Below are 14826 nucleotides of genomic sequence, written 5' to 3' on the forward strand. Positions count from 1 at the left end.
CGTGGAATCCGTTATTGAGCTACATCGTCTGACCAAAAAATATGACGAATATACAGCAGTCAATCAGCTTGACCTTACGATTTATCGAGGTGAAGTATTTGGATTGCTTGGTCCCAATGGTGCCGGGAAAACAACCACCATTCTCATGATGCTTGGCCTTACAGAACGTACTGATGGAGAAGTAAAGGTACTCGGCCTGGACCCTAACCACCATGCCATTACAATCAAATCTAAGGTTGGCTATATGCCCGACGATATTGGGTTCTACGATGACCGAACGGCACTCGATAATTTGGTGTATACTGCAAAATTAAATGGAATTAAAGAAAAACAGGCAAGGCAGCAGGCAGAGCAACTGCTTGCTCGAGTCGGTTTATCAGAAGCTGCCCAGAAAAAGGTAAGCGCCTTTTCTCGTGGTATGCGCCAACGATTGGGGCTTGCAGATGTACTAATTAAACAGCCGGAGATTATTATTCTGGATGAACCGACACTTGGTATCGATCCGGAAGGCGTACGGGAGCTGCTAGAGCTGATATCGCAGCTAAGCAAGGAAGAAGGCATTACGGTATTGCTCAGCTCTCATCATTTGCATCAGGTTCAGCAGGTTTGCGATCGTGTTGGGCTGTTTGTTAAAGGAGAACTGGTCGCTTGCGGCAATATTGAGCAGCTATCCAATACATTGAACCAGGACAATCATATTACCGTTGAGCTTGAGGTTCATGGCGATTCCAATACATTAAGCGCGGCCTTGGAAGCACTCGATCAAGTTGTGAGCGTCCAATTATCTTCTCAGCCTGCTAAAGCTAATTCGTCAACGACTGCATTCAGCGTACGCTGCACAGAAGATATAACATCAACTATCGCCAAGCTTGCCACTGAGCATGCAGAGCTTATAAAAATCCATCGTCTCAGCTATGGGCTGGACGATATTTACCATCGATATTTTGAAGGAGGCGAGACTCATGAAACAGCTGCTAAAGCTAAATGAAGCTCGACCCTCAATCAAGCGGTGGCTTCAAGCGCTACAGCTGCCATCCAGAGGTGATCAATCACAATTACAAGCATCAAGAGCTGCATTTTGGGTCATGGTTCAAAAGGAATTTAGCGATCATATTCGCTCCTGGCGCTTTTCAATCCTGCTTGCAATCATTGTACTCGCTTGCATAGGCTCGATCTATTCCGCGATTACTGCGCTTCAAGCACAAGGAAGCTCCGGCAGCACACAGAGCTTTCACTTTTTGAAAATATTTACTTTATCAGATGGATCAATTCCGCAATTTACGCAATTTGTTGCATTTCTAGGTCCATTAATGGGCATCGCTTTAGGATTTGATGCAGTCAACACAGAACGGAGTAAAGGCACACTAAGCCGACTAATTTCACAGCCCATCTACCGTGATGATTTCTTGAAGGCCAAATTCACAGCTTCGCTTTTGCTAGTAGCGATCGTTATTTTCTCACTTGGGCTGCTAGTCATGGGGCTCGGATTAATAGTGATAGGCTTTCCTCCTACGCCTGAGGAGTTTTTCAGAGTGATGCTGTTTCTCGTTACAGCAGTTGTCTATGTAGGCTTTTGGCTGAATCTGTCGATATTGCTTTCTGTGCGTTTTAAGCAGGCAGCGACAAGCGCCCTATCGGCGATTTCGATATGGATCTTCTTTACCGTGTTTTACAGCATCATCATCAATCTTGTTTCAAGAGCGATTGTCCCAAGCCAAAACGGAACAACTGACGAGCTGCTTCGCTATTATAGTCAAATGAACCTGCTCGCTCGCGTCTCGCCTGCCGAGCTGTTCAGCGATATTACAACAACCCTGCTTATGCCTAATGTACGCTCGCTCGGGGTGTTGACGATGGAGCAGGTTACACTCGCGCTCGAAAGCCCACTTGCTATCGGGCAAAGCATTTTGCTTGTATGGCCGCAGCTCACTGCTTTAATTGCACTAACTGTTGTATGCTTTGGCTTATCCTACTATTGGTTTATGCGTCAAGAAATTCGGGCCAGATCATAATTGCATGAAAAAAGCTCGATCCGGCGACGGGTCGAGCTTCTATTTTATTGGACGATTATATAATAGCAGATTAATCCTTAGAACGTGTTTTGCGCACAACAGCAATCACGATAATAATAAATGCTACGATGGATATTACACCTAATGCAGCAATGATCGTAAACAGCGTACTTGTCCAGTAAAAACTCATCCACTCACCTCATATCGGTTACAGTTTTTCCTTATATTCCCTTAACCTTACCATTCATCTTAACATGTTCCCAGGCCTCATGCAATCGAGCAATCCCGGTCTCAATCTGCTCCTCAGACAAATGAGCAAACCCTATGCATATAGCTGGCTGATTCACATTAAGCTGATAACTGCGCCCGTCCACTACTTTAACGCCAGCTTGAACACTAGTTTGTAAAAATTGTTCAAAGAGCGTTTCATCCTTCGTCCACTCCGCATAAAAATGGAGTCCTGATTGTGTAGGGTATAGCTTCAATACTTGCCCAAGCAGTTCCGTTACACGCTGCTGAACTAGCTCTGCACGCCTGCGATATAGTCGCTTTAACCTGCGCAAATGACGATCATATTGCCCCGTCGCCATAAACGTCGCTAATGCTCGCTGCTGAATGATCGAAATCGGATGCCGCTCATACACTCGCTTCGCACTGCGAAACGCTTCTCTTAAAGACTTGGGCAGAATCGCATATCCTATTCGAATATCCTGAAGCATCGTTCTCGAGAACGTTCCAATGTATATGACGCGATCGCCTGTATCCAGTGATTTAAGCGGTTCAATCGCGCGACCGACATAACGAAACTCGCTATCATAATCATCCTCTATAATAAATGCGTTTGAAGTCTCTGCCCATTGCAGCAGCTCAATTCTGCGCTTCATGCTTAACACGACGCCAGTTGGAAATTGTCTGCTCGGTGTAAGCAGCATCAGCTTGTAATTATGTGCTTTGGGATGAAAGCATATCCCTTGCTCATCGACGGGACAAGCATGCACCTTCCCGCCAGCGGATAAAACAGCGTGCCTTGCTCCTACATAATGGGGGTCCTCCAGTACCGCATAATCTCCTTCATCCATCAAAAGCTGTACAAGCAGCGTAATTGCCTGCTGTGATCCATTCACAATCATAATATCATCAGGATCAGCGATAATACCTCGCTGACTGCGCACATGCTTTGCAATGCATTGCTTTAATTCATCATGTCCTTCACTGGAGTAGGCATCACGCATCTCATATTGATACTGCTGACGAGCCTGCTCATATAGACATCGATTCCATTCCTTAATTGGAAATTGCTGAAGCTCCACCTGGCCAATATTGAATTCAATGATGTCCTGCTGCTGAACAGAACGCCCCGTTTTTGCTTCTGTCCTGGAAGCTGATAGCTTCGCCCCTGTGCCAAATAAACCATGTACCCTCTGTCCCCATCTGGAAAGCGGCGCCGCTTGCTGCTGCTCCATTCCTTGCTTGGCCTGCGGTGGCAAGCTGCTCACAAACGTTCCGCTTCCTCCTTTGGTATATAAAAATCCTTGCGCTAGAAGCATTTCATACACCGTATGAACAGTACCGCGCGACAGGCGATATTGCTGGGCTAGCTGTCTGCTGGATGGTAGTCTCCAATCCATTTGCAGCTTGCCGCTTATAATCGCATCGCGAAGTGCATGAAACAAGGCTGACTGCTTTGTCTTATAGCTGTCGATATACACTTCGAGTGGAATATACAGCTCCAATAGACGCGCCCCCTAACTGGTATAATAAAAATAATATAAATTGGCTCTTTTTTCATGTCAATGTCTTTTTTACAATAGTTTCAAATGTAGAAGAGGTGATTCAAATGAGAAGAAAAGAGTTTCAATTGCACGGAGAACAGCTAGAGGATGTAACTGCATTTTTGCACGAAATGAGCTATGGCTTTTTAGCAACAAAGGGCGCAGCAGAATATCCAGGCGTTCTGCCGATCAATTATGTTTATCTGAATGATGCGCTGTATTTCCATGGCAGCAGAATTGGAGAAAAAATGAATACCATTAAGCTGCAGCCGGAAGTGAGCTTTGCCATAGCCAAGGAATACTCATTAATTCCTTCGTACATGAGCGACCCCTTTTATGCTTGTCCAGCCACTGTTTTTTTCAAATCCGTTCTGATTCATGGAAAGGCCATTATTGTAGACGAGCTTCAGGAGAAATGCGATGTATTAAATGCATTAATGAACAAGCTCCAGCCTGAAGGCGGTTACGAGCCAATTTCCTTGGAGCACAATGGCTATGTCAGCAGAGTCGGTGCAACTGCGATTGTAAGGATTGACATTGATAGTATGACAGCCAAGTTCAAATTCGGACAAAACTGGAAGCAAGCTCAGCTGGAGAGCATTGGCGAGCAGCTCGCCTTGCGCGGCAAAGAGCTTGATAGAGAGACCGTAGAGCTGATGCAGCGATACTGTCCACATGCCGGCACCAACCAGGAATAGAAAAAAGGCCGTATGCTCCATGCAGCATACGGCCTTAAGTCATCCAGCTAATTTTTCTAACGAACGATATAACATGTTAATTCGATACAAAGCGAATCAACTGCTGCCGCTTTTCCTCTGTCAGCTCACCGCTGTTATCGAAAACAAGCACGGAGCTCTCAGGCAAGTCCCAATTAATTTGCGGCACAAAGTCGACACGTTTTTCGAAGTCGCCCCAGTTATCGAGCTTCCAACGATCTCGCTCTGTACGGCGATCAACGATACGCTGATGCTGCAGCTCGATGTCCTGCAGCGTAACAACGATGACTTTTACATCAACCTGCTCTTTCGTGAGACCAGCTGCCGCAAGCACATCTTCGATCCATTGCTTGTTTTTCAGCTCAGCTGTGAAAGGCGAGATCATAAACACATTTTGACCTGCTGCCAAGTTTTCGATACAAATATCCTTCGTTGTGTCATATTCCAAATCCCGTAAATTTTCCTTATAAAACTGCGAATCGCGATCGTTTTTATCAAGCCCTCTCATTTCCAAAATGGCTTCAACAAAACGCCCGCCAACCGTATCACGATCCAGAAATGCTGCTGGCATTTCCTTGCTGATCACTTTAGCTACAGTTGTCTTGCCCGTTCCTGCTACACCTACGAAAAATACTAGCTTCTGCAACTTGAAATCCCCCATCGTATGTAAAGTTCAATCTCTCTATACTATAGGAAATTGTGTTTCAAGTTGCAAGCCTTACAGGATATTCATGCTTTCAATGTGCTTTCTTGTCTCATCTGTGCCGCAATTATACAGCATTTGAAACAGCTGGCGCATATCGTCATCCTGCGCATCATTATTATAGCCGATATTCTCCCCGCCGCGATATGTGCTCTTGATCATGAGGTCCAATGCCCCTTCATAGCGCTCGTTTATATTGTTGAATTGTTCCTCAATTTGTTGCACTTCATAATCATTTGCAGTAATTACAAGGTGATAGGATGCAATATCTGGTTGTGTATACAATTGACGAGCCTGCACATCAACATAATACACCTGTCGCTGCGTCCCATTACTATCTTGATATTTTCCATTCATAGCAAGGCCTCTCTCCTATTTAACAGTTTTTATCGATAATCACTCCTGCTTAGCATCTCATGAGGACAGACATTTTATTCCTATTTGCACATATACGTTATAATATGTGACGGTTCAGCGATGAAGAGAGGATTGATGCCGATGTGTGGAATTACTGGATGGATAAATTGGCGGCAAAATTTATTGCAGCATAGCGATACCCTTGAAGCCATGACAGAAACGCTAACAGCAAGAGGCCCGGACGCAGGCGGCACTTGGCTTTCTGTTCATTGCGCACTTGGGCATCGAAGACTCGCAGTGATGGATCCCAGCAACGGAGCACAGCCGATGGTTCGTTATAAGGGGAGTGATCAATATGTCATCGTATATAATGGAGAAATCTATAATGCGATGGAATTGACAAACGAACTGAAGCAGCATGGCTGGAAGTTTTCGACGACATGTGATACAGAGGTACTTCTGCTTGCATATATGCAGTGGGGTAAGGAATGTCTGGACCGACTTAACGGCATATTCGCCTTTGCAATTTGGGATGTTCAAGCAGAAGAGTTGTTTGCAGCACGAGATCGACTTGGCGTTAAGCCCTTCTTTTATTATGAAAAGGACGGCCAGCTCATATTTGGCTCTGAGCTAAAGGCAATATTAGCTAATCCAAATGCTCAGCCTATTATCGGAGCTGAAGGCTTGGCTGAAGTGTTTGCCGTAGGTCCAGCAAGAACTCCCGGGCAAGGCATCTACGAACACTTTACCGAGCTGAAGGCTGGTCAATGCATGACCGTCTCCAGAGCAGGCAAGCAGGTTCGCACCTACTGGCAGCTGGAAGCTCGCGAGCATGAACACTCCTTGGATGAGACAGTCGAGCAGGTTCGTTCGCTGCTCCTTGATACAATGAATCGTCAAATGATTAGTGATGTGCCAATATGCACATTGCTATCAGGCGGGCTTGACTCTAGCGCGCTAACAGCAATGGCGGTTCAATATTATCGAGATGCAGCTGCCAGCCCGCTGCATACGTACTCGATTGACTATGTAGATAATGATAAGCATTTTAAAGCACATGCCTTTCAACCAAACTCAGATGCACCTTTTATCGAGTTGATGACGAAGCATCTGTCCACTGTTCATCACTATTTGCAATTTGATACCCCTGAGCTAATTGATGCCTTGCATGATGCTACACTTGCTCGCGATCTCCCAGGTATGGCTGATATCGATTCATCCTTGCTGCTGTTCTGCCGTGAGATTAAAAAGAATGCAACAGTTGCAATCTCGGGCGAGGCAGCTGATGAAATTTTCGGGGGCTATCCATGGTTCCATAAGGAGGAAACTCTGCAAGCCAAGCAATTCCCATGGTCGCTCGCAACAGCATTCCGCAGCGAGCTGCTAGAGGAGGATGTACGCCAATGGATAAAGCCGGAGCAGTATGTCAGTCAGCGTTTTGAAGAAGCGGTAGCTGAAGTGCCACAGCTGCAGCAAGAGACACACGATTTACAGGCGATTCGTCGTATGTCCTATATGAACATAACCCGCTTTATGCCCACTTTGCTAGATCGCAAAGATCGTATGAGCATGGCTGCTGGACTTGAGGTTCGCGTTCCTTTTTGTGATCATCGTCTCGTTGAGTATGTATTTAACATTCCGTGGGAGTTCAAAACATCCGGTGACCGAGAAAAAGGCATTTTGCGCAAAGCATTAAAGGGCATTTTGCCAGATGAGATTATTACCCGCAAAAAAAGTCCTTATCCTAAAACACATAATCCTGCCTATTTGAAAGCAGTAAGACAGCTTATGGAGGAAGTGCTTAGCGAGCAGGACGCGCAAATATTCAAGCTGATCTCCCGCAAAAAAATCGAGGAGCTCATGAAATCCGAGCAATCGGCTTCACTGGTGCCTTGGTTTGGCCAATTAATGTCTGGCCCTCAGCTGTATGCCTATCTTTATCAAGTGCATGTATGGCTCACCCATTACCGCGTGCGTATCGTGTAATTCACTTATGTAACGAAAATTAAAGGGTTAGTACTTGACTGCTTACTGCCGTCAAGTACTAACCCTTGTTATTATTTTTCTAATGCACTATCTTGCAGCAGCTGCTCTACAATTGGAATAAGCTTGCGAAGCGCCTCGCCACGATGGCTAATACGCCCCTTTTCTTCCTTCGTCAGCTCTGCCATGCTGCATCCCAGCGCAGGCACGTAAAAATACGGATCATATCCAAAGCCCCCATCACCATGAGGACGGTCGGCAATTACACCATCCACATTACCTTCCGCAACAATAAACTCTGCTGATGCTGGATCGTATAATGCCAATGCGCAGCGAAACTGTGCTGCACTCAACAGCTGCGTCCCATCTGACAGCTCTTCATTCATTGATGCGCCGAGCGCTGTTAACTCCGTGATCAGCTTGCTGTTATTGCGCTCATCCGTTGCGCCTTCTCCTGAGTAACGAGCAGAATATACTCCTGGAGCACCATCTAGCGCTTCGACTGTTAAACCTGAATCATCAGCTAGTACAGGAACATTCAAAATATCTGCTGCTGCCTTCGCTTTAATCTTCGCATTTTCAACAAAAGTGCTACCATCCTCGGGAATATCGGGAATGTCCGGATAATCGAGCAAGCTTTTTACATCGACCCCCAGCTTCGCAAAAGCATGGGCAAATTCCTTCACTTTTCCACTGTTTTTTGTTGCAATGACAATAGTCTTCATCTATTCACCTCTAATACGGGAGGCTGCAGCTCCGATCGCTTGCTTTTGAGCATCGATTAATTGATGGATGCCTTGTTCTGCAAGTGCTAACAGCTCGTTCAGTTCCTCTCTTGAGAAAGGAGCCTCTTCACCCGTTCCCTGAACCTCAACAAACTTGCCACTTCCGGTCATCACAACATTCATATCGACTTTTGCACGAGAGTCCTCCTCGTAATTCAAGTCAAGCATTGCAACCTCGTCAATAATGCCTACGCTAACAGATGCCAAAAAGTCCGTAATCGGATAACGATCAAATTTATGGTGTTTAGCTATATGCTCGACTGCCAGGCACAATGCAACAAACGCTCCTGTAATAGACGTTGTACGCGTGCCTCCATCTGCTTGAATGACATCACAATCAAGCGTAATCGTCCGCTCGCCTAATGCATGCAAATCTACAACTGAACGCAAAGCGCGGCCAATTAGACGCTGAATTTCCATCGTGCGTCCAGACAGCTTGCCGCGATTGGCTTCACGCTGATTTCGCGTATGTGTTGCTCTAGGAAGCATGGAATACTCTGCTGTTATCCAGCCTTTGCCTTGTCCTTTCATGAATGGCGGTACGCGTTCTTCTATAGATGCTGTGCAAATTACCTTTGTATCGCCAAATTGAATATGTACTGAGCCTTCTGCATGCTTATTTACGTTAGTCGTTATGTTCACGTCACGAAGCATATTAGGCTGGCGACTATCATTTCTCATGTTAAAATTGCCTCCCGAAACCGTAATGTAACGTTCCTATTGTATCAAAGCCATCCATCAAATGCATTAACTAATTGCACCCTTCTTCATCGTTGCCACAAATCGGACCAATTACTCTTTTTTTTCACATCACATATAAAAGGGACCTCAAGCTGATTATGCGCTTGAAGTCCCTTCATCTTTAGGCAGCTAACTCTGCCCATCTATATTAGCCTACAGTTTTAATGCATTTACATGAACTGGTTTGCTGACTGGCTCACTGTAGGATACATTATTCTCATCAAAAATGTTAATATCTCCATTCACACGCACTTGAACAGATTGTACACCTGTATTTTCAGCAACAGACAAGATAACCGCATTAAGTAGCTCAGATGGAACAAAGTGGCCTGGTTCGTAGGATTCATCCTGCAGATCGATATGCACAACACCATCATACTCCTCAATCCCTGTTACCTCTACATTAGGTAGTATTACAGGAATAAGAGACTTCGAATCCATCGGTCCTTGAATCAGCTCTTCAATTGCCGCAATTGCTTGAGAGGATTCACTGCGATTGATCATACGCGTTACAGGTACAAAGTATTCCTCATCATTCGACGTCATTGCAGAGAAATACAACGTGACTGGGGCAGCATAGGAGTAATTAACACCCTCTGCTATTTCAATGTTAATACCTATTGCACGCGTCAGTGTTTGATCAAGTGGGAATTGTGCGACCGGCATCTCTTCCAATTTTTCGCCATTCACTTGAATCTCAACGCCATTGACCCCTTCAAGCGATGTAAGTGTCCATGTAATAGCTTCTACAATGCTGCGCTCATCCAAACTGTTATAATCGACAAACGGCTCAGAGAAGTTAACGACTGCTGTACCATTTTCTGTAAGTTCATAACTCAATATTTCTGTTCCTTGTGGAATCATAGCACGGAAGTCGACCGGCAGAGAGCCTGCATACATCCCTTGATCAACCATCACCTCTAGCATCTTCATTGCAGGATCTTCTTCCTCGGCAATAGCCATTGGCAACGTTACTGGTGCAAGATATCCATTTTTATCTTGCAAATATACTGTATATTGCAATGCGCCTTCTGTCGCTGCATCATCCAACCAACTGCTTGTCTGCTCTTCTTGTCCTTCAATCACTTCTGTTTGCGGAGGATCAATAGGCTCCGATACCGATTTGGAGAAAATTCCACATCCTGATAATACCACCGGAATTGCCATAACCCCCACTATTGCTGTTGAACGTAACCATGTTTTCGCATTCATTGTTAAAATCCTCCCCTATTATCACTGAAAACTTTGTACAACTTGTCTTTTATAGTAATATGTATACGAGCCCCTCTAATTTTTAGACCAGTTTTGTCCAGAAAAATATACGGAGGAATGTACAATGACGCAAACAGGCAAATATAGTTTGAACAGTAATGAAGTTGCTCAGGCCACTTACAAGCTGCTAGAGGAGAGAGGCGTAACCACGAATCATATCGCGGAGCTTGTTCATTTTCTGCAATCCCATTACATACCGGAGCTGACGGTCGAAGATTGCATTGTGCATGTAGAAGCAGTGCTCTCGAAGCGCGAGGTGCAAAATGCTATCCTTACTGGTATTCAGCTTGATATTTTAGCCGAACAAGGTCAACTGCTGCAGCCGCTCCAGGCAATGATTGAAAATGATGAGGGCCTTTACGGATGTGATGAAATATTGGCATTGTCAATCGTCAATGTATATGGAAGCATAGGTTTTACTAACTTTGGCTATATCGATAAAGTAAAGCCTGGTATTCTTGTCAAGCTTAATGAGAAGAGCGATAAAGAAACGCACACCTTTCTGGACGATATTGTTGGTGCTATTGCAGCATCGGCTGCTAGCCGACTGGCGCACCGCAAACAAGCAGAGCGTGAAGGTGTGACGACTCCACCATTAGATTAAAACGAATCGAGTAGGCCCATGCGCATTTGCATGGGCCTCTCTCAGGTCCGTACGTGCAGTTCATCATGGCTCCTCCGTGATTATCCTCGCTGGAGATGACGTTCCTTGTAGATCGCATAAAGACTGCATAGACCGAATTCTTCAAACCATTTATTCGGCATCGCGTAAATAAACTTTTTAAAACAAAAAAACCGCCGATAATTGTGGCGATTTTCTGAACTTTCATAAATTAACACCTATATTATACCATATTTTCAGTCATTTGTCAAGTAGTGTTTATTTTATCCCGCCATGTTATAACTAGCAATGAGGTGATACAAGATGTCCAATAAAAGCTTAACCGCTCTTGTTAGCGCTTTTGCTAGAGTATACCATTCGGAGCAATACGAAGCTACTATTTTTAAGGACTCGCTTGCCAGGCAGTTAATGACGGAACAGGAATATGACACTATTTCCAGCAATATGTGCAAAGCCATTCAATTTTTCCAGCCCGACTTTACCGGCTCAGAGCAAGAAGCATTGCGTTATGTTGTAAACAATCAGCTTTCTCCATCTCCTTTAGGGAGATCCTCATTTACTGAGCGAGCGCTACAGCAGGCAGCAGTGCTTGGTGCAAGACAATATTTAATACTGGCAGCAGGCTATGATACGTTTGCTTATCGTCAGCCAGCTTGGGCTGAGCAGCTATCCATTTTTGAAATCGACCACCCTAATACGGCAGCAGACAAGCAAAGCCGAATTTCCAGGCTGCAATGGGATGTCCCTGCAAACCTGCAGCTAATTGCCGCTGATTTCAATGACAGCAGCTGGACACAAAAGCTGCTTGCTAATACCCATTACAGTACATCGGCACGCAGCTTTGCCAGTATGCTTGGCATTAGCTATTACTTAACGAAGGAAGCATTTAGTGAGCTGCTAACAGCGTTAGCTAATAGTATGCCTGCTGGAAGCAGTGTTGTGTTTGACTATCCAGATGAGCTAACCTTTACGCCTCAGGCTGGAAGCAGAGCGCAAAAGCAGGTGATGATGGCGGCAAGCGCAGGCGAGCCGATGCAGGCCAGCTATTCCTATTTGGAGCTGGAATCATTGCTGGAGCAAGCAGGCTGGCTCATTTATGAGCACTTAACGCCAGCAGAAATTACCGATCAGCTATTCAAGCATTATAACGAAAACAATCCGCAGCATCCGATTACGGCGTTCGACAATGTGAATTATTGTCTGGCCGTAAAACGGTGAGCTTGTAAAAATGTAGAATCAGCAATGATTTGGTTAATTCATTTAAATCGAAAGGAATATGCCGTTATGAGCAGCAATATTTTTTCAAGTGAAGCTAGAAATGAGTTAGAATGGATGAACGAGCCTGAGCATTGGGCGTTTACTGAACGAGGCGAGCTGCATGTTGAAGCGCCCGCAGCTGCTGATTTTTTCAAGGACCCAGCACAAAAGCATATGGTCAGCTCTGCGCCTTTCTTATTTAAGCAGATTGAAGCATCCTGTGAGCTTACCGTTCAGCTTCAGGTGGATATGCACCACATTTATGATTCCGGCTGTTTGATGCTAATGGCAGATGATAATAACTGGGCAAAGCTATGTTATGAATTCAATGGCGAATACCCAACCATTGTTTCAGTCGTAACAAAGGACGGCTCGTCCGATGATTGCAACTCTATGCGGGTAACAACCCCTTCTCCGTTTTTGCGGATTACGAAGCTGGGCAAGGTCGTATCCTTTTATTACTCAGAGAATGGCGAGCGCTGGACACTTGTTCGATATTTTGGCGTAGATGAGGCTAGATCATATGTTGCGGGTGTAGTTGCTCAATCTCCGCAAGGAAGGGGCTGCCGCGTTGTATTTCAAAGCCTCAGCATAACGAATCCAGAGGCAGGCAGCAGATTTTAATACTTCGAAGCGTAAGCTCGCATCGATTGACTAGATCGGCGAGCTTGAAGTTCATATGGACAGTTAATCGAGTAGGCCCATGCGCATTTGCATGGGCCTCTCTCAGATTCGTGTGCGGGTCATCGCATACGAATCCTCCGTGATATTTGCCACCTGTTAATTCAAACATTTAGGCTTGTTATCGCCGTTCATTATTACAGTAATGAATCATTCCACGGCTATCGGTCGTTTCAACAATAAGGTTCCGTTGTTGCAAGTATTGCAGATGAGCGATCGTTTCGGTTAAGGCAAATCGCAAGTTATGAGGCTGGTTACGCAAATGCTTGCCAAACAGCCACTCACAGCATGTATAAGCATCAACCTTTTTCTCCTGCTCGACATACGTCAGCATTGCACTCAGGCGTCGTTCATGATGCTGAAGTATCGATTCAATACGCTCTGCAAATTCTGCGAACACATCACGATGGCCTGGCAGCACTAATGAAACGTTCAGCGTAGAAATCTTTTTTAGATTTTCCATAAATTGAGCAAGTACTGGTCGATGCTCGCCTGCAACTACCCCAACATGCGGCGTAATTTTGGATAGCACCTGATCACCGCATATTAGCAAGCCATTCTGCTTATCATGAAGCATGATTCCTCCAAAAGCGTGACCTTCAGTATGAATCAAATCCCAGTATCGATCACCTGCCATTAGCACTTGACCCGCTTCTATGTATACAACCTGCGGCTGCGGTTCAACTCGTTCCTGAAATTCTCTCAAGTTGTTAATAATCGCATCAACCATTGTATCGGGCGTTCCATGAGCGATTAGCAGCTCTCTCATTTCCCGTTCAAAGTGTGGACGGCCTGCTCCCCACAGCTTATCCGTGTAATCCTTGGACGCCTTCGTAATTAGAACAGGCGCTTTGCTTTTTTGCTGTACATAGCCAGCAAGACCATAATGATCCGGATGCTGGTGCGTTACAATAATTTGAGAGCATTGCTTCCAATCCAGTGATAATTCATTCATCGTACTTTCCCAAAGCTGTTCGGCTTCCGCTGTACGAAGACCAGGATCTACAATCGTGAACGTCCCTTTGTTCTCCAATAACAAATAGCTATTCACCCATTTTAGCGAGAATGGCACTGGCACGCGCACCTGAATAATGAAAGGAGCGACTTGACTCCAGCTTCGTTCAGCTCGATTATGTTTCTTTTGTAATTTATTGTGTAGATTGTCCACTCCCACTGCTCCTTATTTTTTTAATCCAATGATAATCATTCGAGGCGATTTCGAATGGTACGTTTCCCCATCATAACTACCGTAGACTTGCTTCAGCTCTAATCCAAGATGCTCGAAGCAGCTTATAAACCACTCCAATGGCAGCAACATAACCTTTTCCTTATATATTCGTTTTATGCCAAATGTTGGCGTGATGATAATCGTTTTTTCTACAACATCACCGTGTATAGTTCGATGTTCTGTAATCGTACATGACATTTCTTCGTCAAATCGTTCAGAAAATGCATCAAGCTGCGTTCTAACATGTGCTGGATTCAAGAAATCAATAATAAAGCTGCCTTGTTTTTTTAATATTCTACTAATTTCCGATAGTACCGCTTCATTATCAAGCTGCTGAACGAAATAGCCAAAAGACGTAAATAAATTAAGTGAAAGATCGAAGCTACAATCCTCGAACGGAAGCTGCCTCATATCTCCTTCCACCCATGTAATGCGTTCGTCAGGATCATGGATTTTTGCTTCCTGTAGCAAATGAGGAGACAAATCAAGACCTGTCACTTTAAACCCCATCTGCTGAAGAGACAGGGAATGCCGGCCTGTTCCGCACCCTAAATCAAGCAGTGACATCTCTTTCTTATCGTCCAAATCGAGCCAATCAATCATCTTAATAACTTGCTCGCGTGCCTCAGTTGCATTTCGATGGCGATATACCATCATATAATCCTGATTGAAGCTTTGCTTAAACCATTCCATTCTG

15 protein-coding genes are annotated in these 14826 nt (G+C 44.9%); 7 read left to right on the top strand and 8 right to left on the bottom strand.

Going from position 1 to position 14826, the window contains the following annotated elements; translation table 11 throughout:
• Position 1 precedes the first annotated feature (1 nt).
• Together ACFP56_RS03215 and ACFP56_RS03220 are read left to right on the top strand one after the other, a co-directional pair.
• Positions 2 to 988: an ABC transporter ATP-binding protein gene (locus tag ACFP56_RS03215; protein WP_379231047.1), complete on the top strand. Its 987-nt coding sequence runs from the start codon at positions 2 to 4 to the stop codon at positions 986 to 988.
• Positions 963 to 2012, top strand: coding sequence for an ABC transporter permease (locus ACFP56_RS03220; protein WP_379231049.1), 1050 nt, complete (start codon positions 963 to 965; stop codon positions 2010 to 2012). The genes ACFP56_RS03215 and ACFP56_RS03220 overlap by 26 nt, the downstream gene beginning before the upstream one ends.
• Positions 2013 to 2233: 221 nt before the next feature.
• On the opposite strand, the gene pdxR is transcribed toward ACFP56_RS03220, so the two are convergent.
• A complete protein-coding gene (gene pdxR / locus ACFP56_RS03225) occupies positions 2234 to 3745 on the bottom strand; it encodes a MocR-like pyridoxine biosynthesis transcription factor PdxR (protein WP_379231051.1) in 1512 nt (503 codons plus the stop codon).
• Positions 3746 to 3849: 104 nt separating this feature from the next.
• Here pdxR and ACFP56_RS03230 point away from each other — a divergent pair, with 104 nt between their 5' ends.
• Positions 3850 to 4482 carry a pyridoxamine 5'-phosphate oxidase family protein gene (locus ACFP56_RS03230; RefSeq protein WP_379231053.1) on the top strand — a complete coding sequence of 211 codons (633 nt, stop codon included), beginning with the start codon at positions 3850 to 3852 and terminating at the stop codon, positions 4480 to 4482.
• Positions 4483 to 4558: 76 nt separating this feature from the next.
• On the opposite strand, the gene ACFP56_RS03235 is transcribed toward ACFP56_RS03230, so the two are convergent.
• Entirely contained in the window at positions 4559 to 5146 is a 588-nt protein-coding gene (locus ACFP56_RS03235; RefSeq protein WP_379231055.1) for an AAA family ATPase, read from the bottom strand.
• Between the two features lie 72 nt (positions 5147 to 5218).
• Entirely contained in the window at positions 5219 to 5560 is a 342-nt protein-coding gene (locus ACFP56_RS03240; protein WP_379231057.1) for a hypothetical protein, read from the bottom strand.
• Positions 5561 to 5701: 141 nt separating this feature from the next.
• Here ACFP56_RS03240 and asnB point away from each other — a divergent pair, with 141 nt between their 5' ends.
• On the top strand, positions 5702 to 7546 hold the full coding sequence (asnB, locus tag ACFP56_RS03245) for an asparagine synthase (glutamine-hydrolyzing) (protein ID WP_379231767.1): 1845 nt from the start codon (positions 5702 to 5704) through the stop codon (positions 7544 to 7546).
• A gap of 71 nt (positions 7547 to 7617) precedes the next feature.
• Here asnB and ACFP56_RS03250 read toward each other — a convergent pair whose 3' ends face one another.
• From ACFP56_RS03250 to ACFP56_RS03260, 3 genes are all read right to left on the bottom strand, one after another.
• Positions 7618 to 8268: an XTP/dITP diphosphatase gene (locus ACFP56_RS03250; protein WP_379231059.1), complete on the bottom strand. Its 651-nt coding sequence runs from the start codon at positions 8266 to 8268 to the stop codon at positions 7618 to 7620.
• A complete protein-coding gene (rph, locus tag ACFP56_RS03255) occupies positions 8269 to 9009 on the bottom strand; it encodes a ribonuclease PH (RefSeq protein WP_379231061.1) in 741 nt (246 codons plus the stop codon).
• A gap of 213 nt (positions 9010 to 9222) precedes the next feature.
• Positions 9223 to 10281: a GerMN domain-containing protein gene (locus tag ACFP56_RS03260; protein ID WP_379231063.1), complete on the bottom strand. Its 1059-nt coding sequence runs from the start codon at positions 10279 to 10281 to the stop codon at positions 9223 to 9225.
• A 124-nt stretch (positions 10282 to 10405) separates the two neighbouring features.
• Here ACFP56_RS03260 and ACFP56_RS03265 point away from each other — a divergent pair, with 124 nt between their 5' ends.
• From ACFP56_RS03265 to ACFP56_RS03275, 3 genes are all read left to right on the top strand, one after another.
• Positions 10406 to 10945 carry a phosphatidylglycerophosphatase A family protein gene (locus ACFP56_RS03265; RefSeq protein ID WP_379231065.1) on the top strand — a complete coding sequence of 180 codons (540 nt, stop codon included), beginning with the start codon at positions 10406 to 10408 and terminating at the stop codon, positions 10943 to 10945.
• A 321-nt stretch (positions 10946 to 11266) separates the two neighbouring features.
• Positions 11267 to 12181 carry a class I SAM-dependent methyltransferase gene (locus ACFP56_RS03270; RefSeq protein WP_379231067.1) on the top strand — a complete coding sequence of 305 codons (915 nt, stop codon included), beginning with the start codon at positions 11267 to 11269 and terminating at the stop codon, positions 12179 to 12181.
• Between the two features lie 66 nt (positions 12182 to 12247).
• Positions 12248 to 12844, top strand: a complete 597-nt coding sequence (locus ACFP56_RS03275; protein ID WP_379231069.1) for a DUF1349 domain-containing protein — start codon at positions 12248 to 12250, stop codon at positions 12842 to 12844.
• A 178-nt stretch (positions 12845 to 13022) separates the two neighbouring features.
• On the opposite strand, the gene ACFP56_RS03280 is transcribed toward ACFP56_RS03275, so the two are convergent.
• Entirely contained in the window at positions 13023 to 14069 is a 1047-nt protein-coding gene (locus ACFP56_RS03280) for an MBL fold metallo-hydrolase (RefSeq protein WP_379231071.1), read from the bottom strand.
• Between the two features lie 12 nt (positions 14070 to 14081).
• Entirely contained in the window at positions 14082 to 14822 is a 741-nt protein-coding gene (locus ACFP56_RS03285) for a class I SAM-dependent methyltransferase (RefSeq protein WP_379231073.1), read from the bottom strand.
• Between the last annotated feature and the right edge of the window lie 4 nt (positions 14823 to 14826).

Source organism: Paenibacillus septentrionalis (assembly GCF_042659865.1).
GTDB classification, from domain to species: domain Bacteria; phylum Bacillota; class Bacilli; order Paenibacillales; family Paenibacillaceae; genus Pristimantibacillus; species Pristimantibacillus septentrionalis.

Bases quoted from the DNA above. Each gene is read 5' to 3' on its own strand.
- ACFP56_RS03240 (WP_379231057.1), bottom strand. From the start codon at position 5,560: ATGAATGGAAAATATCAAGATAGTAATGGGACGCAGCGACAGGTGTAT.
- ACFP56_RS03260 (WP_379231063.1), bottom strand. From the start codon at position 10,281: ATGAATGCGAAAACATGGTTACGTTCAACAGCAATAGTGGGGGTTATG.
- rph (WP_379231061.1), bottom strand. From the start codon at position 9,009: ATGAGAAATGATAGTCGCCAGCCTAATATGCTTCGTGACGTGAACATA.
- ACFP56_RS03220 (WP_379231049.1), top strand. From the start codon at position 963: ATGAAACAGCTGCTAAAGCTAAATGAAGCTCGACCCTCAATCAAGCGG.
- ACFP56_RS03230 (WP_379231053.1), top strand. From the start codon at position 3,850: ATGAGAAGAAAAGAGTTTCAATTGCACGGAGAACAGCTAGAGGATGTA.
- ACFP56_RS03265 (WP_379231065.1), top strand. From the start codon at position 10,406: ATGACGCAAACAGGCAAATATAGTTTGAACAGTAATGAAGTTGCTCAG.
- ACFP56_RS03270 (WP_379231067.1), top strand. From the start codon at position 11,267: ATGTCCAATAAAAGCTTAACCGCTCTTGTTAGCGCTTTTGCTAGAGTA.
- ACFP56_RS03250 (WP_379231059.1), bottom strand. From the start codon at position 8,268: ATGAAGACTATTGTCATTGCAACAAAAAACAGTGGAAAAGTGAAGGAA.
- asnB (WP_379231767.1), top strand. From the start codon at position 5,702: ATGTGTGGAATTACTGGATGGATAAATTGGCGGCAAAATTTATTGCAG.
- ACFP56_RS03285 (WP_379231073.1), bottom strand. From the start codon at position 14,822: ATGGAATGGTTTAAGCAAAGCTTCAATCAGGATTATATGATGGTATAT.
- ACFP56_RS03275 (WP_379231069.1), top strand. From the start codon at position 12,248: ATGAGCAGCAATATTTTTTCAAGTGAAGCTAGAAATGAGTTAGAATGG.